The 19,654-nt window shown below is 63.0% G+C and carries 17 protein-coding genes; 9 read left to right on the top strand and 8 right to left on the bottom strand.

The genetic code is table 11. The annotated features are described in order from the left end of the window. Positions 1 to 34: 34 nt before the first annotated feature. From HMPREF1219_RS09305 to HMPREF1219_RS09280, 6 genes are all read left to right on the top strand, one after another. The gene (locus HMPREF1219_RS09305) at positions 35 to 751 is read left to right on the top strand and encodes a FadR/GntR family transcriptional regulator (RefSeq protein ID WP_016458669.1); all 717 of its coding nucleotides are present in this window, start codon (positions 35 to 37) and stop codon (positions 749 to 751) included. Between the two features lie 138 nt (positions 752 to 889). Beyond that, complete coding sequence (locus tag HMPREF1219_RS09300) at positions 890 to 2,281, top strand: four-carbon acid sugar kinase family protein (RefSeq protein ID WP_016458668.1); 1,392 nt, start codon at positions 890 to 892, stop codon at positions 2,279 to 2,281. Between the two features lie 25 nt (positions 2,282 to 2,306). After that, positions 2,307 to 3,203, top strand: coding sequence for an NAD(P)-dependent oxidoreductase (locus HMPREF1219_RS09295; protein WP_016458667.1), 897 nt, complete (start codon positions 2,307 to 2,309; stop codon positions 3,201 to 3,203). A gap of 2 nt (positions 3,204 to 3,205) precedes the next feature. Beyond that, the gene (locus HMPREF1219_RS09290; protein WP_016458666.1) at positions 3,206 to 4,543 is read left to right on the top strand and encodes a GntP family transporter; all 1,338 of its coding nucleotides are present in this window, start codon (positions 3,206 to 3,208) and stop codon (positions 4,541 to 4,543) included. Positions 4,544 to 4,593: 50 nt separating this feature from the next. Then, complete coding sequence (locus HMPREF1219_RS09285; protein WP_016458665.1) at positions 4,594 to 5,451, top strand: ABC transporter ATP-binding protein; 858 nt, start codon at positions 4,594 to 4,596, stop codon at positions 5,449 to 5,451. After that, positions 5,441 to 6,124, top strand: a complete 684-nt coding sequence (locus HMPREF1219_RS09280) for a hypothetical protein (RefSeq protein ID WP_016458664.1) — start codon at positions 5,441 to 5,443, stop codon at positions 6,122 to 6,124. Before HMPREF1219_RS09285 ends, HMPREF1219_RS09280 begins: the two co-directional genes overlap by 11 nt. Before the next feature lie 147 nt (positions 6,125 to 6,271). Here HMPREF1219_RS09280 and HMPREF1219_RS09275 read toward each other — a convergent pair whose 3' ends face one another. From HMPREF1219_RS09275 to HMPREF1219_RS12320, 3 genes are all read right to left on the bottom strand, one after another. Continuing rightward, complete coding sequence (locus HMPREF1219_RS09275) at positions 6,272 to 6,706, bottom strand: cytidine/deoxycytidylate deaminase family protein (RefSeq protein WP_016458663.1); 435 nt, start codon at positions 6,704 to 6,706, stop codon at positions 6,272 to 6,274. 90 nt (positions 6,707 to 6,796) lie between these two features. Continuing rightward, positions 6,797 to 6,946 (bottom strand): hypothetical protein, encoded by a 150-nt coding sequence (locus tag HMPREF1219_RS12880; RefSeq protein WP_016458662.1) that lies wholly within the window; start codon positions 6,944 to 6,946, stop codon positions 6,797 to 6,799. Then, positions 6,946 to 7,638, bottom strand: coding sequence for a cytidine deaminase (locus HMPREF1219_RS12320; RefSeq protein WP_016458661.1), 693 nt, complete (start codon positions 7,636 to 7,638; stop codon positions 6,946 to 6,948). The genes HMPREF1219_RS12880 and HMPREF1219_RS12320 overlap by 1 nt, the downstream gene beginning before the upstream one ends. 347 nt (positions 7,639 to 7,985) lie before the next feature. Between HMPREF1219_RS12320 and betT the strand changes: the two genes are divergently transcribed. Further along, positions 7,986 to 10,136, top strand: a complete 2,151-nt coding sequence (betT, locus tag HMPREF1219_RS09265; RefSeq protein WP_016458660.1) for a choline BCCT transporter BetT — start codon at positions 7,986 to 7,988, stop codon at positions 10,134 to 10,136. A gap of 69 nt (positions 10,137 to 10,205) precedes the next feature. Here betT and HMPREF1219_RS09260 read toward each other — a convergent pair whose 3' ends face one another. The 4 genes from HMPREF1219_RS09260 to HMPREF1219_RS09245 all read right to left on the bottom strand — a co-directional run bounded on the left by HMPREF1219_RS09260 (position 10,206) and on the right by HMPREF1219_RS09245 (position 17,023). Further along, the gene (locus HMPREF1219_RS09260; RefSeq protein WP_245554454.1) at positions 10,206 to 11,945 is read right to left on the bottom strand and encodes an ATP-binding protein; all 1,740 of its coding nucleotides are present in this window, start codon (positions 11,943 to 11,945) and stop codon (positions 10,206 to 10,208) included. 335 nt (positions 11,946 to 12,280) lie between these two features. After that, the gene (locus HMPREF1219_RS09255; RefSeq protein ID WP_016458658.1) at positions 12,281 to 13,330 is read right to left on the bottom strand and encodes a Dyp-type peroxidase; all 1,050 of its coding nucleotides are present in this window, start codon (positions 13,328 to 13,330) and stop codon (positions 12,281 to 12,283) included. 10 nt (positions 13,331 to 13,340) lie between these two features. Beyond that, the gene (locus HMPREF1219_RS09250; RefSeq protein ID WP_016458657.1) at positions 13,341 to 15,338 is read right to left on the bottom strand and encodes a sucrose-specific PTS transporter subunit IIBC; all 1,998 of its coding nucleotides are present in this window, start codon (positions 15,336 to 15,338) and stop codon (positions 13,341 to 13,343) included. 500 nt (positions 15,339 to 15,838) lie between these two features. Then, positions 15,839 to 17,023, bottom strand: a complete 1,185-nt coding sequence (locus HMPREF1219_RS09245; RefSeq protein WP_016458656.1) for a glycoside hydrolase family 32 protein — start codon at positions 17,021 to 17,023, stop codon at positions 15,839 to 15,841. A 22-nt stretch (positions 17,024 to 17,045) separates the two neighbouring features. Between HMPREF1219_RS09245 and HMPREF1219_RS09240 the strand changes: the two genes are divergently transcribed. Both HMPREF1219_RS09240 and HMPREF1219_RS12315 read left to right on the top strand, forming a co-directional pair. Next, positions 17,046 to 17,912, top strand: a complete 867-nt coding sequence (locus tag HMPREF1219_RS09240; RefSeq protein WP_016458655.1) for a carbohydrate kinase family protein — start codon at positions 17,046 to 17,048, stop codon at positions 17,910 to 17,912. Between the two features lie 120 nt (positions 17,913 to 18,032). Next, on the top strand, positions 18,033 to 18,608 hold the full coding sequence (locus tag HMPREF1219_RS12315) for a hypothetical protein (protein ID WP_016458654.1): 576 nt from the start codon (positions 18,033 to 18,035) through the stop codon (positions 18,606 to 18,608). Positions 18,609 to 18,849: 241 nt separating this feature from the next. On the opposite strand, the gene HMPREF1219_RS09230 is transcribed toward HMPREF1219_RS12315, so the two are convergent. Then, on the bottom strand, positions 18,850 to 19,617 hold the full coding sequence (locus HMPREF1219_RS09230; RefSeq protein WP_016458653.1) for a hypothetical protein: 768 nt from the start codon (positions 19,615 to 19,617) through the stop codon (positions 18,850 to 18,852). Positions 19,618 to 19,654 lie beyond the last annotated feature (37 nt).

Below are 19,654 nucleotides of genomic sequence, written 5' to 3'. Positions count from 1 at the left end.
TTTGGTCAGACTTTGCCGATGAAGGGAAGGGCACATGCGCACGGATCTGGTTACGCAAGGCGTCAACCGCCTACTGGATGCCATCATTGCTGGCGAATTCGCGCCCGGCGAAGCCCTTCCCAACGAATCAAACCTGGCCCAGTACCTCGAGGTCTCTCGCCCGACGATGCGCGAGGTAGTACGCACGCTTGCCGAGCGCGGGGTGGTACAGGTTGTCCACGGGCGCGGGACCTTCGTGTGCCCGCAATCCGAGTGGATCGACGTGCAAACCCTCATCTACGCGATTTCGCAGCAGCTGGATAAGCGACAGGTGGGCGCGTACCTCACCCAGCTGCGACGGATGCTCGAGGTGGGCTCGGCGGGAATCGCGGCGGAAAAGATCACCTACGCTGAGCTCGCCGAGGTACAAGAGACGGTGGACACGTACCGCCAGGCCACGGACCCCGAAGAGGTGACGCGGTCCGACGTCGCCTTCCACACGAAGATCCTCGAGGCGACGGGCAACCCCTTCATCAAGGCCGTCATCTTGCCGCTGCAGGACGCGCTGAGCAACTCGCGGCTCATCACCAACTCCTACCCGGACATTCGGGCCCGCGCACTGCACCACCACGAGACCATCCTCCAGGCGCTCTACGATCACGATCCGCAGGCGGCAAAGGACGCGATGCGGGCCCACATGACGCAAACCCTGGAAGACATCAATTCGCACATCCCGGGCTCCCCTACCCCCGTTTCCCCCAACGAGGACTAATTATCTCTCACTAACCCCGGATTTCACCCCCGGGGAAGTGAATTAACCCACTTTTCTTTACTGCAGGTTTATCCATCGCTACGCTCAGACATAAGTCCTCTGAGGTCTGTGGTCTTAGGAATTTTAGGAGGAAAACACATGCCTTACACTCTCGACCAACTCACGGCCGGGTTCCACGAGCCGGTCGCGTTCCCAGCGGCCAAGGTGCCAGCACGCAGCGACGTCCTCATCGTCTTGGATGACGACCCAACCGGCACCCAGTCCGTCGCCGATCTGCCCGTCCTCACCCGGTGGACACCCGATGATCTGGCCTGGGCCTTCGACCAGAACGCGCCTGCGATCTACGTCATGACCAACTCGCGGTCCCTCGCGCCCGCCGATGCCAAGGCGATCAACGAGGAGGTCGCCCACGCTGCGCTCGCCGCCGCCGGGGACAGGAAGCTCACCTTCGTTTCCCGCTCCGATTCAACCCTGCGCGGTCACTTCCCGCTCGAGCCCGACACGCTTGCCGACGTCAGCGGCGCGGCCATCGACGGGTACCTCATCGTCCCAGCATTCGGCGATGCGGGCCGGATCACCGTCGGCGGGATCCACTACGCGGGCAACGCCACCGACGGGTTCGTCCCCACCGCCGAAACCGAGTTCGCTCAGGATGCCACGTTTGGGTACGCCCACTCCAAGCTCTCCGAATGGGTGGAGGAAAAGACCGGCGGCGCCAAGAAGGCTTCCGACGTCATCGTCATCGATTTGAACGACCTGCGCGGCGGCACCGCGCACGAGAAGCTGGAGCAGGCCCACGATAGGCAGGCCATCGCCGTGGACATCGTCACCGAGGATGACCTCCGCCTCCTCGCCGTCGCTTTGAAGAAGGCTGAAGACGCCGGGAAGAAGTTCATCTACCGCGTCGGGCCGCCGTTTGTGCGCGCCGTCATCGGGCAGGACATCCCTGCCGTCGTCACAGCGGACACGCTCGCCGAGGCCGGAGTCACCGACGATCACGTCCAAGGCGGCCTCATCGTTGTCGGTTCGCACGTTCCAACCACCACCCGTCAGCTCAACGCACTCATCCGAGCCGATCAAGCGGTGGTGAAAGAACTCAACGTGCGAACCGTGTTGGACAACCCGGAGGGGTACACGAACCAGCTCGCCGCCGAGATTTCCGAGGCGCTGAAATCCGGCAACGTCATCCTCCACACCTCGCGCGAACTCGTCACAGGCAAGGACAAGGACGATTCGCTGCGGATCGCCCGCACCGTTTCGGAGGCGCTGGTGGGAACCGTGAACAAGGTGGTGCACACCGTCACACCCAAGTTCGTCATCGCCAAGGGTGGCATCACCTCCTCCGACACCGCGTCCAAGGGCCTGGAGATGACCCGCGCCACCGTCGTCGGTCCCATGCAACCCGGCATCATCAGCCTGTGGAAGGCCGAAGACGGCCCGGCCGCAGGCATCCCATACATCGTCTTTGCAGGAAACGTAGGAAACGACGAGTCGCTCGTCGATGTCGTCACCCGCCTGAGCAACAAGTAGCAACAACAAAGGAGAAACATCCATCATGACTAGCACCATTACCGTCATCGGCCTCGGCGCCATGGGGCTACCCATGGCCGAAAACCTCGCCGAGGATTTCACCGTCAACGGCGTGGACATCAACCCCGCACGCCTCGACCTGGCAACGAAGGCGGGCATCACCACCTTCACTGATTCCCGCGCGGCGGTGGCGCAGGCCGACGTGGTCCTCCTCGCCGTGCGCAACCAGGCCCAGCTGGAAGAGGCCCTGTTCGGGCTCAACGGGATCGTCGAAGCGATGAAGGAGGGCGCCACCATCCTGCTCACCTCCACCGTGGGCATCGCCGGCGTGGAAAAGGCCGCCGGCGACCTCGCCGAGCACGGCATCGACATCATCGACGCACCCGTGTCCGGTGGCCCGGTTCGGGCGGGCGAAGGCGACTTGCTCGTTGTCGTGGGCGCGCACCCCGAGGTTGTGGACAAGCGCCGCGACGTGTTGGAGAAGATGGCCGGCAACCTCGTCATCGTGGGCAATAAGCCCGGCGCGGGGCAGGCCATGAAGACCGTCAACCAGCTGCTGTGTGGCGTGCACATCGCCGCCGCCGGTGAGGCCATGGCCCTGGCAGGAAAGCTCGGCCTGGATCAGAAGGCCGCCCTCGATGCGCTCATGAGTGGCGCGGCGGCGAGCTTCATGCTCGGCGATCGTGGGCCGAGAATGCTCCAGGCGTACACCGAGGAGGGGGCCGAGGTGAAGTCGCGTGAGGACATCTTTGTTAAGGACATGGGGATCGTCACCGCGGCGGCCAAGTCTGTCGGTATCGCCGTTCCGGTTGCCGCAGCCGCTGAGCAGCAGTACCTGCAGGGGCTCGCCCGTGGGCTGGCTGCCAAGGATGACTCCACCATCATCACCGTCGTCTCCCCCGACGACCCTAGCGGGGCATAACCATGACAGGTATGGCACTCCTCGGGCTGGGCGTGGCGGCCGTCGCCGTCCTCCTCGTCCTCGTCATCTGGGTGCGGATGCCCGCGTTTGTAGCCCTCCTACTCGTCGCGGTGCTCACCGCGGCGGCCTCCGGGATCCCGCTGACGGACGCGGTGCAGTCCGTGACCAAGGGCGTGGGCGGAACGCTCGGCAACGTGGCCATCGTCGTGGGCCTCGGCGCGATGTTGGGCAAGATCATCGAGGAATCGGGCGGTGCCGAATCCATCGCCCGGTACTTCACCGGCAAGCTCGGGCCGAAGAAGGTCGCGGCTGCTGTGACGATCGCCGCGTTCATCCTCGGCATTCCCGTGTTCTTCGACGTGGGGTTCATTATCCTGGCCCCCATCATCTTCGGTTTCGCCTCGGCGGCGAGGCTCAACCCGCTCAAGATCGGTCTGCCTGTGGCGGCGACCATGCTGACCGTGCACGTCGTGGTCCCGCCACATCCCGGCCCGGTGGCCGTGGCGGAACTGCTCAACGAGGACGTGGGGCTGCTCCTCACCATCTCGCTGCCCATCGCCGCTGTGACCGCCTTGATCGGGTTCCTCATTGCCAAGCGGTTCAACCTCGATCACGTGGTGCGGGGCGAGTCTCCAGCCGAAACCGACGAGGCACGCGTGTTCCCCAACCCGCCCTCGCCGTGGCTGGTCATGGGCCTCATCTTGCTGCCCATCCTCATCATCATGGTGGGCACCACCGGCACGATGGTCACCGCTGAGGGCACCGCGCTGCACACCTTTGTGAAGTTCTTCGGTGCCGCCCCCATCGCCCTGCTCATCGCCGTCATCGTGGCGTGGATCGCCGTGGGACACCAGCAATCGTGGGACAGGGACCACTCTGCCGGGATCCTCGATTCGGCCTTGCCGGCCGTTGCCGTCATCATCTTTGTCACCGGCGCCGGCGGCGGCTTTGCCAACGTGCTTGTGGAGTCCGGGATTGGCACGGTGCTCTCGGACCTGCTCATCTCGTCCGGACTGCCGCTCATCCTCATGGGATTCCTCATGTCGGCCGCGTTGCGCGCCTCGCAGGGATCCGCCACCGTTGCCCTCCTCACCACGGCGGGCCTACTTGCACAACCGATCGCCGATGCTGGCTTAAGCCCCATCGAGGCCACGCTCATCATGGTGGCCATTGGCTTCGGCGGGCTGGGGCTTTCCCACATCAACGATTCAGGGTTCTGGATCGTCACCAAGTACATGGGCCTCACCGTCAAGCAGGGCCTCAAGTACTGGACGACGCTGTCCACCATCTTCGGCGTGGTGGGATTCCTCCTCACGTGGGGCATCTACGCCCTCGTCTGATTCTCCCTTTTCTCGTCCCCCTGCGCACTCGCAGGGGGACATTTTTATTCATGAGCACACCTGTTCTGACCTGCCACGATGTGACGAAGGAGTTCGGCTCAAAGGTGGCGATTGACGGGGTCACTCTCGCTATCGAGCCCGGCGAGGTGGTGGGCTTTGTGGGCCCCAACGGGGCCGGGAAATCGACGACGATCCGGCTCATCATGGGACTCACGCGGCCGACGAGCGGGACGGTGAGCCTCGGGGTGGACCGGTCCGAGATCGGGTACTGCCCCGGCGAGCTGCGTCTCGACGATCAACTCACCGTGGGGCACACCCTGCGCACGTGGGAAGTGCTGCGCGGTGGGGTGGATCCGACGTGGGTGGAGGCCCTGACCTCACGCTTTGGGCTGGACACAAAGCGTCGCGTGCGGGCGCTGTCCACCGGCAACCGCAGAAAGCTCGGGCTTGTGGGCGCGTTTATGGCCCGGCCCTCGTTCCTCGTGTTGGACGAGCCGACCAACGGGCTTGACCCGCTCATGCAGGAGGTGTTCGCCACCACGCTGCGGGAGGCCCTCGATAACGGAGCCACAGTCCTGCTGAGCTCGCATATCCTCGCCGAGGTGCAGCACATCGCCACGCGGGTGGTGGCGCTGCGCGACGGGCGGGTGGTCGCCGACGCCCCGCTTACCTCCTTCACCGCTGTGCGCACCGTTGATGTGCTTGTCGACGCCTCGTCGTCACCCCCGGACTTCACCTCGCTCGAGGGCGCGGACAAGGTTCGCGTGCGGGGCAACAGGGTGACTTTTGAGTGGACGGGTGACCCCAACCTGCTCGTCGACAAGCTAAGAAAGTACCAGCTCACGGCGCTGACGGTGGGGGAACCGGACCTCGAGGCGACGCTGAGGAGTTATTACCGTGCGGTTTAGTCATCTGTTTTTCAGCTCGCTGCAGGTCCAGGCGCGGGCGATCGCCGTGTGGACCGTCTCGGTCATGGTGCTCGCGGCGACGGTGATCGTTTTTTGGCCCATGCTCGACACCGCCGACGCGCTCACGAGCCTCGCCGATTCCCTCCCGCCGGAGGTGGCGGAACCCCTGGGGCTCACCAATTTTGGCACCGCCGCGGGGTATTTGAACGGCGAACTCTTCGCCATGCTGCTGCCGTTCATCGCCGGAATCATGGGCCTGACCAGGGTTTCTAACCAGCTGGCGGACGCGGAAAATGCGGGCCGGGTTGAGATCCTCTACACGCTTCCGGTGCCCCGCTGTGAGATCGCGCTCGCGCGGTGGGCGGCGTGCGTGGCGGGGTGTGCCATGATGTGCGCGACGACGTGGGCCACGGTGGGAATCAGGGTGGCGCTTACGGACATGGACGTGGCCCAGTCCCGCGTGGCGACGGCGTGCGTGGGCCTGTTTCTGCTCGGCCTGTGTCACGCCGGGATCGCCTACCTTGTCTACGGCGCGACGGCCACGCGGGGCCTGGTCACGGGCGTGCCGCTGGTGGTGCTCGTGGTGGGCTACATTGTGTACGCGGTGCTGCCGATGGTGGACGAGCTGTCCGGCTCCCAGCGCTTCTCCCCCCTGGTATTGGACGCTCGGTGAGAGCCCACTAACCGGGGCCTTTAACGCCGGTGGCTGCGTCGCTGTCCTCGCAGTCACCGCCGTGGCGCTGGCCACGGGTTCGGCGTTATTGGCCCGGCGCGATTGCGTGCAGGCGTGACGGCCTGACGGTCCGGTGGCCCGGTGCCACTAGGACGCGGCGACGAAGCTGCTGACGTAGGAGGTGAATGGCTGCTCGTCGGTTTCCCGGCTCGGTGCCGTACGGGGTGTGGCACCTGTGGCCGTGGCGGGGACGCGGGCAAAGGGAAGCAGGTCGCGGGCCGTGACGATGGCCTCGCCGGCGACAACGACCTCGATGGTGGGGTCGAGGTCAAGGATGTGTTGGCGGCACGCACCGCACGGGGCGACCACCTCGCCGTCCTCCATGACGAGGAGCCCCGTCACCCGCCCGTAGGGATCCGCCTCGCGGGCCTGGGCAAGGACGATCGTCTCCGCGCACAGCGGGCCGACGGCGCTGGCTGCAATGATGCGCCCGCTGGACGTGCGCACGCCGGCTGCCGAACCCCCGGCCCGGCAGCGGCGGTTGACCTCGCGCAATAGTTCATTCTTCTCCCAGATTTTCACCCGGATTAGGTTACCGCACCGGCGCGCGAAAATCTATTATTTTCTTACCTTTTATTAAGGTTGCTATTACTTTTGGGCGGAAATGTGCCGTTACGGCCTGCGGTCGCCCGGCGTATTGCGGCGGTTGGCCGGCCCGTGGGGAAGATTCCACCGCCCGCGGGGGAAATCCCACCAGGGCTTGTCCGATTTGGCGAGCCTCCGCCTCTTGCGGGGAAACGGCAGCGCAATGGAGATGTACATTACTTGGCCCACGATGCCCCCCAACCCCAGCGCTCGGTTACCGGCCCGGTTTCAAAGGCGGACCGATCGTACGTGCTCGTGGACCACGTCGTGGTGGGGGCGCTGGCGATGTCCGCCTCAGGCGCAGCACCGGTGCCGGCGCTGCCGTACGAGCGCAGGCTGTGGCGGTGCTCCCCCTCTCCCAACGCGGCCGCGCTGTAACCAGGGGTAGCGTCCTCCGTGCTAGAACCGCTAAACAGGCTAGTGCTGCCGAAGAGCTCCTCCCGGGCCGCATTGAACTCATCCCAAATGGAGCGCGTGCGCTCGGAAAGCTCGGGCAGAGACGGCATGGCGAGTGGCTCCTCGCGCTCGGCGACCGTGGCATCCGCATAGGGCAGCAAATCCCTGGCGGTAACCACCTTCTCCGCGGCGACGATGACACTGAGAGCCAGGTTGTGATCATAGAGCGCCTGGCGGCACGATCCGCACGGGGCGACAATCCGCCCTCCGTCCATCGCGACGATAGCCTCCACCTCGCCGTTCGGTTCTTGGCCCAGAAGCTGCGCGAGGGCCAGGACCTCCGCACACACCCCTCCCACGCTCGTCGCGATGACTACTGTTCCTGCGCTGGAGCGGGCGCCGGCCACCCGCCCGGCACCGCGGCTTTTCTCACGAACCCTGCGCACAAGTTCATGCTTATCCCACGTATTCATACGGATTACCCTAGCTGGAGCGGCGCTAAAAAAAGTGGCGACTCGTTCACTAATTTCTTACTTTTTTCTAAGTTTTTATTTCACCACAGCATTTGCAGGCCAACAGCGTTTTTTCACACCCGGCACGACGACCTTCACCACCCCCGTTACGGGGTACGCTACGCCGCGTTTATGAGACGCACGTGAGAATTGTTCAGTTTCCCCCTGTCATTTCGCCCTGTATTAGAGTGCCTCGGTACCGCTTGGCTAGTCAATTCACCACCCCCAGTGGGGCAACCTGTACACCCGCAGCGGTGCTGCGTGCCATGACCAGGTACCACGAACCAACACGAGGAGCTGCTGTTACCGTGCATCCTGGTCCCCAGGAAACAGACGAAGAAGCCTATAAACCCCAACCCATCGTGGGCCACTACAGCGTGGACGATCCGTCCACCTACGGCCACCACACCTCGAGCCCACCGCGCGTCAACCGCCCCGTGTTGTTCCTCTCCGTGGCCGGCATCGTGGCGCTGACGGCCTGGGCGCTCTTCGCCCGCACCTCCGCCGCCACGGTGCTGCGCACGGTGACCACGTGGATCTCCACCAACCTCGGCTGGTTCTACATCCTCACCGCCACCGCCGCCGTGGTGTTCGTGCTCTTCATCGCCTTTTCCCACACCGGCACGATCAGACTAGGCCCGGATCATTCACGCCCGCAGTTTGGCATTTTCAGTTGGTCGGCGATGCTCTTCGCCGCCGGTATCGGTGTGGATCTCATGTTTTTCTCCGTCGCGGAGCCAGTGACGATGTACTTCAACCCACCGCAAGGGGGCGGGGAAACCAGACAGGCAGCAGAGGATGCCGTCGTGTTCGCCATGTTCCACTACGGCATCACGGGGTGGGCCCTGTACGCGCTCATGGGGATGGCGTTTGGGTACTTCGCTTACCGGCTCAACATGCCGCTGGCGATCAGGAGCGCCCTCTACCCGCTCATAGGCAAGCGGATCCACGGGCCGATCGGGGATTCGGTGGACATCGCCGCCACCCTGGGCACCACCTTCGGCATCGCCGCCTCGCTCGGTATCGGCGTGGTGCAGCTCAATTACGGGCTGAAACTCATGTTTGGCCTGGAGGAAGGCCCCGGCGCGCAGGCGATTCTGGTGATTTTGGCCGTGGGAATCGCCACCCTGTCCGCTGTCAGCGGCGTGGACAAGGGCATCAAGCGGCTGAGCGAAATCAACGTGCTGCTCGCCATCGGGCTCATGGTGTACGTGGTAGTCGCCGGCAAGACGGCGTTCCTTTTTGACGCCATCATCATGAACATCGGCGATTACGTGTCCACGTTCCCCAGCTGGACGATGGACACGTACGCGTTCTCCGATACACCCGAGGCCACCAACCAATGGCTGCAATCGTGGACCCTGTTCTTCTGGGCCTGGTGGGTGGCCTGGGCGCCGTTTGTGGGACTGTTCCTGGCCCGCATTTCCCGCGGCCGCACCCTGCGCCAGTTCGTAGTGGGGACGCTCACCATCCCGTTCCTGTTCATCCTGTTGTGGATGAGCTTCTTTGGTAACTCCGCGCTTGAGCGCATCCGTGGCGGCGACGCCGAATTCGGTGCGATCGCTATGAACGAGCCGCAGCGTGGCTTTTACGAGCTCATCGCGAGCTACCCCGGCGGGACCGTGCTCGTGTTCCTCACCACCATCATCGGCCTTTTGCTCTACATCACCTCCGCCGACTCCGGGGCGCTTGTGCTCAGCAACTTCACGGCCAAGATCACCGACTCACAGCAGGACGGCGCCACGTGGTCGCGCATCCTGTGGAGCGCCATCATCGGCATCCTCACCCTGGTCATGCTGCAAATCGACGGCGTGAGCACCGTGCAATCGGCCACCATCGTCATGGGCCTGCCGTTCACCATCGTCATCTATATGATCATGGCGAGCCTCATGAAGTCGCTGCAACTGGAATCCTTCCAGGACAAGTCTCGCATCATCGCCCTCCACGGCGCGATGAGCGGGCGAACCGGGACGCAATCGTGGCGCACGAGGCTGCGCCGCGCCGTCACCTACCCCGCCACGGACAAGGTGGCCGCCTACGTGGAGAACACGGTGCAGCCCGCCCTGGAGAAGGTCGCCCACGAGCTAGAAAAAGCGGGCCAAACTGTGACCCTCCTGCGCTCCCCCGTCCCCGACTGCCCCATCCCGCAGCTCGACCTCGGCATCGCGCTCGGGGAGGAGAAGGACTTCCGCTTCCAGGTGTACCCCGTGAAGTCGGACGTGCCGTCCTTCGGCGGAAAGAACGCGCCGAGTGACACGTACTACCGCCTCGAGGTATTCGACCTGTCCGGCTCGCTTGGCTACGACGTCTTCGGCTACCCCGAGGAGGCCCTCATCGATAACGTCCTCGACCTGGTCGAGCGGCACTTCGAGTTCATCCACATCCAGTCCGACCTCTCCGGCACCTCCGACCTTTCCGACGGCGCCGAGCCCTACCGGACGTGGACGGACGAGGACTAGGTTTCCCCGCTTGTCGACGGCCCGTCCCCGGCCTGGTTGCGCACGTCACCGTCATGCACGGCGGCTAGCCTAGACCTGAATCCACCGCGTCCCGCGGCCACGCTGCGGACCGTTCGGATCGATACGTGCGGTACCCCTGTTTCGCAGGTGGCGAAGAATCTCGGTGACGTGTTCCCGCGACACACCAAATTGTGCCGCGACGGAACTGGCTTCAAGGCTTTCACCCGATTCCAGTGCGGAGACGATCCATTCCTCCAAACTCACAGCGGTTTTATCGGCATCGATGCCGTTGTATGGGGAGTAGATGCGGGCGACTTTCTCCGACAACACCCACTCTGTTGCGGAGTTTGGAACTTTTTGGATGATCCCGATACGTTCCAGCCACTCGCATGTCTCCTTTACCGAGTACGAGTTCGCCTGCATGACAGTTTCCGCGACGTGCTCTGTCACCAGCGGGTGATCAAAGAGGTACCGCAACACGAGCATGGCGTTGACACTCGCGGTTACATTCACCTGGAAAGCCGTCCGCACCTCGTCCACCGCCTTGATGAATCCGACATCTGGTTTCCCTGCGGCCATGGCAACAGTGAAATCGATCTGGTCTGATTGGGTACGAGGCGGACGTCGGCCCGAATTAAGAAGGGACAGCCAGATGCGATCGAATCCACGAGATTGCTGTTCAACAAGTCCCAACGCCCTCATTCCCGCCATCAGCAGGGGGTTTCTCGGTACAGATCGGGTGGTCAGCAGACGATCCTCTCGTACGCCCTCTGGAAGGGGGCCCGGCGAAACAACGCTCAAATACGACGTCGATTGCTCAATAATGATTGGCCCGTGTATCTCCCAATCACGGTGAACAAAGGCGTTGGTGACAATTTCGTCTACCGCGGTTGCAGGAAACTCTGGGATAGCCACCTCTTGCCCGGAAGGGTAGGTGATTCGGGCAATTTCTGAAGACGAGCGCTCGGAGATGAGCCTCTTCACCTTTCCCATGGCCAAGATGAGAGGATCGTTAAACGTATGAACGATCGGCTCCGCACCAGGCATTTCTCTGTAATAGTGCTCCACCCGGGATTCAGTTTGTGGGCCCGGGCAAAACAGGAGAAACGCAGCGAAGGTTGGCTGCCCGTCGGCAGTAAGAAGGCCCAGGCCTTCAAGGAGAGCAAGGGATGTCTGTGGCGGTTCATAATCGGGCCTTTTTCGCGCGAGCAAAATACGGGCACTCTCGATGGCTAATGGGTCGAGATCCCCCAACGAAATATTCGCCGGAGCCGACGTGCGGTCCGGGTTTCGTCTCCTCCACGAGAGCTCCCGTCGCTGCTCCTCGTTAAGCACCTCACAACTCGAGCCCACTCGACGCTTTGCAGCTCCGTCCGTGCGAGTGTACAAAGCGAGCGCTTCCGGAACCCTAATCCACACCAATGGCACATCGTGAAAGTAGAAGGTGCTGGCATCCACCGTGAGATTGGGCCTGGTACGGTCGAAAATCCTCTTTCTCAACCACTGAATATCGCGACTCGAACCAGTGAATGCCTCTGGACCATGCTTCTTGTCAGCAACCCCGATGATGAGATGCTTTTCTCCACCATCACCATTTGCAAGGCACACAGTCTCGTCGACCAGGATCTCAACGAGTTTGGCATCAGCCGCCCGATGATCCATGTGTACCGCCGGATCTTCTTTCAGTTCCAGGAACTGCCCCTCCACGGAGTCCCCTGTCTGGCCCTCCCATACGGACTCCAGGGCAGCCCGGACAAGCCACGGTAGTTCTTTAAAATCCCTGGTGTCACTTCGAAGAGGCTGGTTCATATCCACAGTGACCACTATACAGAGAATTGTGGGGGAATTGTTTACAACAATTCTCCAACAATTAATCCCCACAATTCCTCACACCCGCAGGTAGAAATTGTTTTGGAATTGTTTTTATCCCCACTTATGCCCCGATTCCCCGTTTTCTAATATAATTTCTTCTGCATACACCCAGGTCGGTATTTTCCGGCCTCCTGGAGAATTGTGGGGGAATTGTTTACAACAATTCACCAACAATTAATCCCCACAATTCCTCACACCCGCAGGTAGAAATTGTTTTGGAATTGTTTAACCCCAGCTACCGCAAGCGGTAACCGGGGCCAGGAAACAAAAAGTTAGTACAGTCCCTCAGCGGCGGAGAGCTCCGTCGCGGGCTGCAGCGGGTTGGCCTCCTCCTCGCCTTCCGGGATGAGACCCTCGCGGGCGTGGTCCTCGATGGAATCGAGGAAGTCCTGCGGCGGGGCGAAGTAGTTGCCGCCGGTGAGGGCCGTGGAGAAATCAAGGATGCGGTCATAGTTGCCGCGAGGCTCACCGATGAACATGCGGCGCAGCATGAGCTCGGTGACGCGCACGTCGGCGGCGTAACTCATGAAGAAGGTGCCCTGCTCACCCGCGGCCGAACCGAAAGCGAGGTTATCGCGGACGATCTCCAGGGAGTTACCCTCAGCGTCCTTGACGCTGTTGAGCGCCACGTGGGAGTTGTGGGGCTTGACGTCCTCGTCGAACTCGATATCGTCAAACTTCGTGCGGCCGATGGCCTTCTCTTGCTCCTCCACGGGCAGCGCATCCCACTTCTTCAGGTCGTGGGTGTACTTCTGCTCGACGATGTAGGAACCGCCAGCCCAGGGGCCCTCGGTAATGAGAGCGGCCTCGGCGGCGTCGTGATCGACGGGCGACTCCGTGCCGTCGACAAAGCCGAGCGGATCGCGGTTATCCATGTACCGGAACGCCTGCACCTCGTCGGCGGCGGCGACAGCGTCGCCGAAAGCATCCATGATGCGACGAGTGAGCTCAAAGCAGCGATCGAACTCGTGGGAGCGAATGTGGAAGAACACGTCACCTGGGGTGGACGGGGCCGTGTACTTATCGCCCACGACCTCGCGGAACGGGTGCAAACCTGCGGGCTTCTCCGTACCGAGGGCGCGATCCCAGAACTCCGCGCCAATGCCCGTCACGCACGTCAGGTTCGCCTCCGGCGCGCGGTAGCCCACTGCGTTGACCAGCCCCGACACGCCGGCCAGCGCGCCGAGGGCGTCTGCTTCCTGGCCCTCCTTAATACAAATGGACAGGAAGATGGCGCTCTTCATCGGTGGCTGCACAATCGCCTGAGCGAGGCGGTTGGCGGCAATAATGGGGTCTACTTGAGCTTGCTCGATCGGATTCATGATACCTATCCTACTCAGCCGCCACCACGGGCTTAGGCTCCACGGCGAGCACCTCGGTGCCGGCAGTAATCTCCCGGCCAGAGACGAATTCCGGCAGCGGGATGATATCGCCCAGCTTCTTGTAGTTGGACACGACGACCGGCGTGGTGACCTCGTAACCCGCAGCCTTGATGGCGTCAATATCAAACTCGCACAACAGGTCTCCCACCTGCACCTCGTCGCCCTTCTTCGCGTGGGCCGTGAAATGTTCCCCGTCGAGGTTGACGGTATCGAAACCGATGTGCATGAGGATTTCCACGTTCTTGCCGTCGGACCCCTGAGTCTTAATGGCGTACGCGTGGCCCGAGGGGAACGTCACCGTCACCTTGCCGGACACCGGCGCACGCAGCTCCCCGACGGTCGGGATAACGGCCACGCCCTTACCGAGCTTGCCCTGGGCAAACATCGGGTCGGAGACCTCCGTCAGATTGATCGCCTCCCCGGTGAGCGGGGAGACCAGGCGAAGCGCGTCCGCTGACGCGGCCGTCGCCGCCGCACCGGCCGTGGCGGAGGAAGCGACTCCAGCGGCGGCCGGATCCGGGGCATCCGGGTCGATCGTACCGTGCTTGGACACGAGGTAGCGGCCGTAAATGAAGGCGGCAACAAAGGCGATGATGAAGGTGATGACGGCGCACACGAGGAACATCGGGATGTCTGTGGCCCGGATGGACACGGCACCGATGAAGCCGGCCGCGCCGAGGGCCACGGCTTTGATCTTGAAAATGGCGATGAGCATACCGCCGATGGAGGCGGCACCCATGCCGATGTAGAACGGCCAGCGCAGGCGCAGGTTCACACCGAAGATGGCCGGCTCGGTGATGCCGAAGACGGCGGAAATACCAGAGGAACCGGCGAGACCCTTGAGCTTCTCGCTCTTGGCGTGGAAGTACACCGCCAGGGCCACCGCACCTTGCGCAATGTTGGCCATGGAGGCCGTCGCAAAGATAAAGGAACCACCTTGCTTGAACAACTCAAGCTCGACCGGCGGGAACGACTGGTGAAGACCAGTGATGACGATGGGCGAGTACACCAAGCCGAAGAGGAAACCACCCACCGGGCCACCGAAATCATAGACGGTCTGGAGACCGGAGATGAGGGCGTCGCCAAGCAGGCGCATGAACGGACCGACGGCGATGAAAGTGATGAAACCAGTGATGAGGAGGGTGAGGACCGGGGTGATAAGGAAGTCAGCGGTGCCCTTGAGCTTAGAGTGGAGGAACTTCTCGATCATCGCGAGAATCCAGGCGACCGCAAGCACAGGCAGGACCGAGCCCTGGTAGCCGGCCTGCGCGACAGAGAGGCCGAAGAGGTCCCAGTACTGCATCGAGCCGTCGTTCATCGCGTTGGCCACCTCGTAGCCGTTGATGAGCGCGGGCGACACCATCGCCATGCCCATGCCGGCACCGAGGTACTCGTTACCACCGAAGCGTTTGGTGGCCGTGAAACCAACAAGGACCGGCAGGAACGCGAACGGCGCCGACGCCAACAGGTTGACCATACCCGACGCGCCCTCGATGGCCGGGAACATCTCTACCAGCGACTTCGGGCCGAAGAGGCCCTCGGCGGTGAGGACGTTGTTGAGGGCCATGAGGAGGCCGCCGCCGACGAGGATCGGGATGAGCGGGACGAAAATATCCGAGAGCACCTTAATGGCCCGGGTAAACCAGTTGCCCTGCTTCGCCGCCACGCCCTTGAGCTCCTCGGTGGAGACGGCGATGTTCTTGCTGGTCATCTTGTCCAGCTCGTCGAAAACAATGTCCACATCGCCCGGGCCGACGATGACCTGGAACATACCGCCCGTCTCGAACGTGCCCTTGAGGTCCGGGTCATTGTCCAGGGCGGGCACGTCCACCTTGTCCATGTCTTTGAGCACCATGCGGACGCGCGTGGCGCAGTGAGCAGCGCCGACGATGTTATCCTCGCCGCCAATGGCAGTGAGCATGCGGCGCGCTACGTCCTTGTGTTCCATCAAACAATCCTTATTTAGTGTGATGTAAATTCCTTTTTTTATTTTCGCCGTTGGAACGGGCTAAAGCAACCCTTAATCCGCGTGGGAAACCGGGTTTAGCTGTGGGGTAGCGGGCATCAGAAGGGCTACCGGGAGAGGGGGTTGGCCGGGCTGGAATGGCCGTGCAAGAAAAAGTTGGCACAACCGGATGAAGCAGACCTGACCAGCTGGGGTTATAGAAGTGGTCGGACCATATCGGTGTGCGGTTTTGCCGGGCGGACCTGGATCCGGCCACGGAAAGGCGGGGCGGTTGCCAAAAGTGGGCACGGAACCAAGTAGCAGATCTGACCAGCTGGGGTTTTAAAACCAGCCGCGGCGTTCAGTGCCCAGTTTTGGCACCGCGCGCGGGCACACACCCGCCCGTTCAAGAAAAAGTTGGCACAACCCGATGTAGCAGAACTAACCATCAGGGATTTTAGAAGTGGTCAGACCATATTGGTGTGCAGTTTTGCCGGGCGGGGCTAGTAGAGCATGGAGGAAAAGGCGACGAGGCCGCCGCCGGCGATGACTTCGAGGGCGCAGGAATCGGCAAGGATGCGGAGGTCGGGGTCGATGCCGTCGGGGAGGTGGGCGGAGCGGGGGGCGTGGCCGTCGTTAACAGTGACGGTGCGGGTGGCGGGGTCCCAGGTAACGGCGGGGTGGCTAGATGTAAGGGGGGCCGAGGTGAGGAATTCCTGGTAGAGCGCGCCTGCGCGAAGCGTGACCCGGCGCGGCACGGTGAGGCAGTGGAGCCAGCCCTCGGCCTCGAAGGTGGAGGCGTCGTCCTTGCCGGGCAGGCCCATCCAGCCGAGCATGAGGGCAGTGCCGTCGGAAAGCTCGATGAGCTGGGGGGCGTAGAACTGGTGGCCGTGGTCGACAGGGGCGGCGTTGCGAATAACGTTGAAAGTTAGACCTTCCAAGGTGCCGAGGACCCACACGCACTCGTCGGAGCCCTCGAACTGGGGGCAGAAAACGGCGAGGTCGTACCACTGGCCGTCGGCGGAATCGCGGAGCCGGATGAGGTTGGGGCACTCCCACATGTAGCTTTCGGCCAGGCGGGGCGAAAGCCCCTCAAAGACGAGGGGCCCGGCGTAGTCCCAGGTGGCGAGGTCGCGGGAGTAGTAGATGACGATGTGGCCGTGGCCGTCGGTGCTTTGGGCGCCGAGCGCCATGCGGTAGCGGCCGTCAGCAAGCTGGATAATTTGAGGGTCGCGGAAGTGGTTGGTGAAACCGGGGGCGGGGGCGTCGATAAGCGGGTTGGAGGGGTCACGACGGAAGGAACCACCAGTGGGGGCGGAAAGATCGGTGACGAAGACGCGGTTCTGGGTGGCGTGGCGGAGGCCGTCGACCTTGAGGTTGCCGGTGTAAAAGAGCTGGATGGAGCCGTCGGGGAGGGTGACGGAGCCACCGGAGTAGACGCCGTTTTTGTCGTAGGGGGCGTCGGGGTAGAGGGCATCGGGCAGGTGGCGCCAGGCGTCGGAGCAGGCTCCTCCGCCCGTAGATAAGGACGTGACCGCGTGGCCCCAGCCCGTGCGCTTGGGCCCGATTCCGTACGCGGGGTCGTGCTGGTAGAACACGTGCAGCTGGTCGCCGAGGAGGGTGACACCGTTCGGGTCATTGAGCCGACCGGTGGGCGCGGTGAGGTGGAAAAGGGGGCGGTAGGTCATGGTTTCAGTGTACGGTGAACCTATGATCACCGTGTACGGCGAAGGCCTCATTGACCTGGTCCCCCAGTCCCCTGCACCGCTCGCCCCGCTGGTCCCAGCCCTCGGCGGTGGCCCCTTCAACGTCGCCCGCGCCTGCGGCCGGCTGGGCTGCACCACCCGGTTTGTCTCCCGTTTATCCTCCGATGGCTTTGGTCAAAAGCTTGTCGACGCCCTGGAGGAGGCCGGCGTAGATACCTCACAGGTTCTGCGCGGCCACCAGCCCACCACACTTGCGGTGACTTCCATCGCCGAGGACGGCTCCGCCTCCTACCAGTTCTACGTGGACGGCACCGCCGACCGTTGTGCCGAACCAGAACCGGCCACCGAAGGTTTTGCGAGCTTTGGCACCGTCTCGCTGGCGCTGGAACCCGCCGCCAGCCGCTACGCCGAGGCCTGCGCCGCCTCTGACAAAAACGGCGTGGTGTGCTGCCTGGACCCCAACATCAGGACCATCTACAACACCCCTGAGCACCGCGAATTCTTGGGCATCATGCTGCCGCACATCACCGTGCTCAAGATGAGCGACGCCGAGGTGGACTTCATGGGCGATGTGAGCGAGGTGCCCGTTGTCATCACCACGTGCGGCGGCGAGGGGATCAGCATCCGGGCCCCGTTTGGTGAACTCACCGTGGCCGCCCCGAAGGTGGAGGTGGCCGACACCATCGGCGCCGGCGACACCGTCATGGCGGCGCTCCTCGCGGAGTTTGAGCGCCTCGACTTAGACCGCGAGAAGTTGTTGGCCCTGGGCGAAGCCGAGTGGTGCGAGATCCTCACCTTTGCGGCCCGCGCCGCTGCCATCACCGTCACGCGCGTCGGTGCGGATACACCGACGCGCGACGAGGTGAAGTAGGCCCTTTATTAGATTTTTTGTGTTACTAAAATCACGTTTCCCCCGGGTGCGGATAGATAGGGCCAGCCTTACAATCAGGGCGCAAGCATCAATCATCCAGCTTTCACCCAGGAGATCATCGTGAGTTCTTTCGCGAAAACCCTCGTCGCCACCACCGTGTCCGCAGTGCTCACCTGCGGACTCTGCGCCCCCGCCGCCAATGCCTCCACTGTGGAGGTCCGCGGCAACGTGTGCACCTTCCACTTCACCGATCGAGAGGTGAAGACCATCAACGCATACGACAGCACCGTGACCGTGAAGGACGGCGCTACCCTCACCCGCGAGCAAGCCCAAACATGGATGGAAAAATACCGGGAGCTCGAAACCGAGTTTTCCGAATCCGTGAACAAGGCTAAGGCCGCTTACCAGGCGGGCGCATTGACGAAGGCCGAGTACGACGAGTTGATGGCCGATGCGCAGAAGGTGCACGATTACGCCCTCGTCAGCAGCCCGGCCGTGGAGGCGTGCGCCACCAACGGTGACGGCACCTACTCCCAGAGCCAAGCCGAGCTTTCCACCGTGGACGGTCACCTCACCGAAGCCGGCATTGGCGTGGTGGCAACCGCCTCCGTCCTCGCCGTGATAGGCATCATCGTCGCAGCCCTCCCCGCCATCAAGCCGATGCTGCCGCCCCAGATCCAGGCAATGCTGCCCTAGGCTAACGCGTCCCAGCACCGCCCGGTAGAAGCGCTCTTAGCTCGCCACACGCGGGTGCTGGGCGCCCCTCGCCCCGAACGTTTCCCGGCCCGCCCGTATTTTCACGGTGCGGGCCGCTGGAGGCCTGGGACAAGTTTTTTACCAAATCCGCCCACCCGTGGCGCACGCCGAACTGCGTGACGTGAGGCCGAATCGGCTTGTCTATGTGAGCAAGGGTGACGGTTCTTGATTGCCCGCCTAACTAATACCAGTGGCCGGTTGACCCGGTGAGGAACACCTCGCCGTCGACGATGCTGCCCGGGTGCGGGGCCGGGGTGGTATCGGCGGGCAAGGCGAGAGTGAGCGGGAAGCCGCAGCTGATTTCCACGCGGTACCACTTCTTGCCGGTGAGCTCGTTGGTGACAAGCTCCACCGTCTCGCACTCGGCATTGAGAATGGCGATGGGGTTGGCGCGGTCGAGCTGGTCGGGGTCTTGGGCGAGCGCAAACAACCAGGGGCTGGTGACAAAACCCGGGCCGAGGTACAGTTCCTGGCCCACGCCCTCGGGCAGGCCCTCCCCCACCTTGACGGGCTCCTGGGTCTTCTTCCACTCCTCGGCAGAATCGAAAACATTCATCTCCACGGCGATGGCGCCGATGAAGTATTCCTCGAGAATAATCTCGGTGGGCGGGTAAAGGGCCGGGTCATCGACGGCGACGAGGAGGCGCGTGAGGGGTTCGTCGTCCTCGGACACAGGCTGCACCTCGGCGAGGCCGGGGGTGAGCCGGGTGACCGTGGCGCGCTGGCCACGGGTGCCGCGCACGGAGTAAAAGTCCGTCTGAACCTCGTCACTGGTGACGAAGAAGCCGAAGTTCGCGCCACTGGGATCGGGGTAGACGCCCCACACGGAAATATCGTTGACGGGGCTCTCCCGCATATCCATGCCCAGGACCTGCGCGGAGTTCATGAGCTCAAAGTTCGTATCCGGATCGGGATCAAGCCCGAGAGATTCTAGGAAAGACGTGGCCATGGGTCCATTGTGGCATAGTCGGCCCGCGCCACCACTG

It is taken from the genome of Corynebacterium pyruviciproducens ATCC BAA-1742, assembly GCF_000411375.1.
Lineage (GTDB): Bacteria > Actinomycetota > Actinomycetes > Mycobacteriales > Mycobacteriaceae > Corynebacterium > Corynebacterium pyruviciproducens.
Note: the sequence above shows the minus strand (reverse complement) of the source record. Positions and strands in the feature narration are given on the sequence as shown.

What these genes read in the sequence shown, in the direction of transcription:
- HMPREF1219_RS09305 (WP_016458669.1), top strand. Translation starts at nt 35, where the DNA reads ATGCGCACGGATCTGGTTACGCAAGGCGTCAACCGCCTACTGGATGCC.
- HMPREF1219_RS09300 (WP_016458668.1), top strand. Translation starts at nt 890, where the DNA reads ATGCCTTACACTCTCGACCAACTCACGGCCGGGTTCCACGAGCCGGTC.
- HMPREF1219_RS09295 (WP_016458667.1), top strand. Translation starts at nt 2,307, where the DNA reads ATGACTAGCACCATTACCGTCATCGGCCTCGGCGCCATGGGGCTACCC.
- HMPREF1219_RS09290 (WP_016458666.1), top strand. Translation starts at nt 3,206, where the DNA reads ATGACAGGTATGGCACTCCTCGGGCTGGGCGTGGCGGCCGTCGCCGTC.
- HMPREF1219_RS09285 (WP_016458665.1), top strand. Translation starts at nt 4,594, where the DNA reads ATGAGCACACCTGTTCTGACCTGCCACGATGTGACGAAGGAGTTCGGC.
- HMPREF1219_RS12880 (WP_016458662.1), bottom strand. Translation starts at nt 6,946, where the DNA reads ATGTACATCTCCATTGCGCTGCCGTTTCCCCGCAAGAGGCGGAGGCTC.
- HMPREF1219_RS12320 (WP_016458661.1), bottom strand. Translation starts at nt 7,638, where the DNA reads ATGAATACGTGGGATAAGCATGAACTTGTGCGCAGGGTTCGTGAGAAA.
- HMPREF1219_RS09260 (WP_245554454.1), bottom strand. Translation starts at nt 11,945, where the DNA reads ATGAACCAGCCTCTTCGAAGTGACACCAGGGATTTTAAAGAACTACCG.
- HMPREF1219_RS09255 (WP_016458658.1), bottom strand. Translation starts at nt 13,330, where the DNA reads ATGAATCCGATCGAGCAAGCTCAAGTAGACCCCATTATTGCCGCCAAC.
- HMPREF1219_RS09250 (WP_016458657.1), bottom strand. Translation starts at nt 15,338, where the DNA reads ATGGAACACAAGGACGTAGCGCGCCGCATGCTCACTGCCATTGGCGGC.
- HMPREF1219_RS09245 (WP_016458656.1), bottom strand. Translation starts at nt 17,023, where the DNA reads ATGACCTACCGCCCCCTTTTCCACCTCACCGCGCCCACCGGTCGGCTC.
- HMPREF1219_RS09240 (WP_016458655.1), top strand. Translation starts at nt 17,046, where the DNA reads ATGATCACCGTGTACGGCGAAGGCCTCATTGACCTGGTCCCCCAGTCC.
- HMPREF1219_RS09230 (WP_016458653.1), bottom strand. Translation starts at nt 19,617, where the DNA reads ATGGCCACGTCTTTCCTAGAATCTCTCGGGCTTGATCCCGATCCGGAT.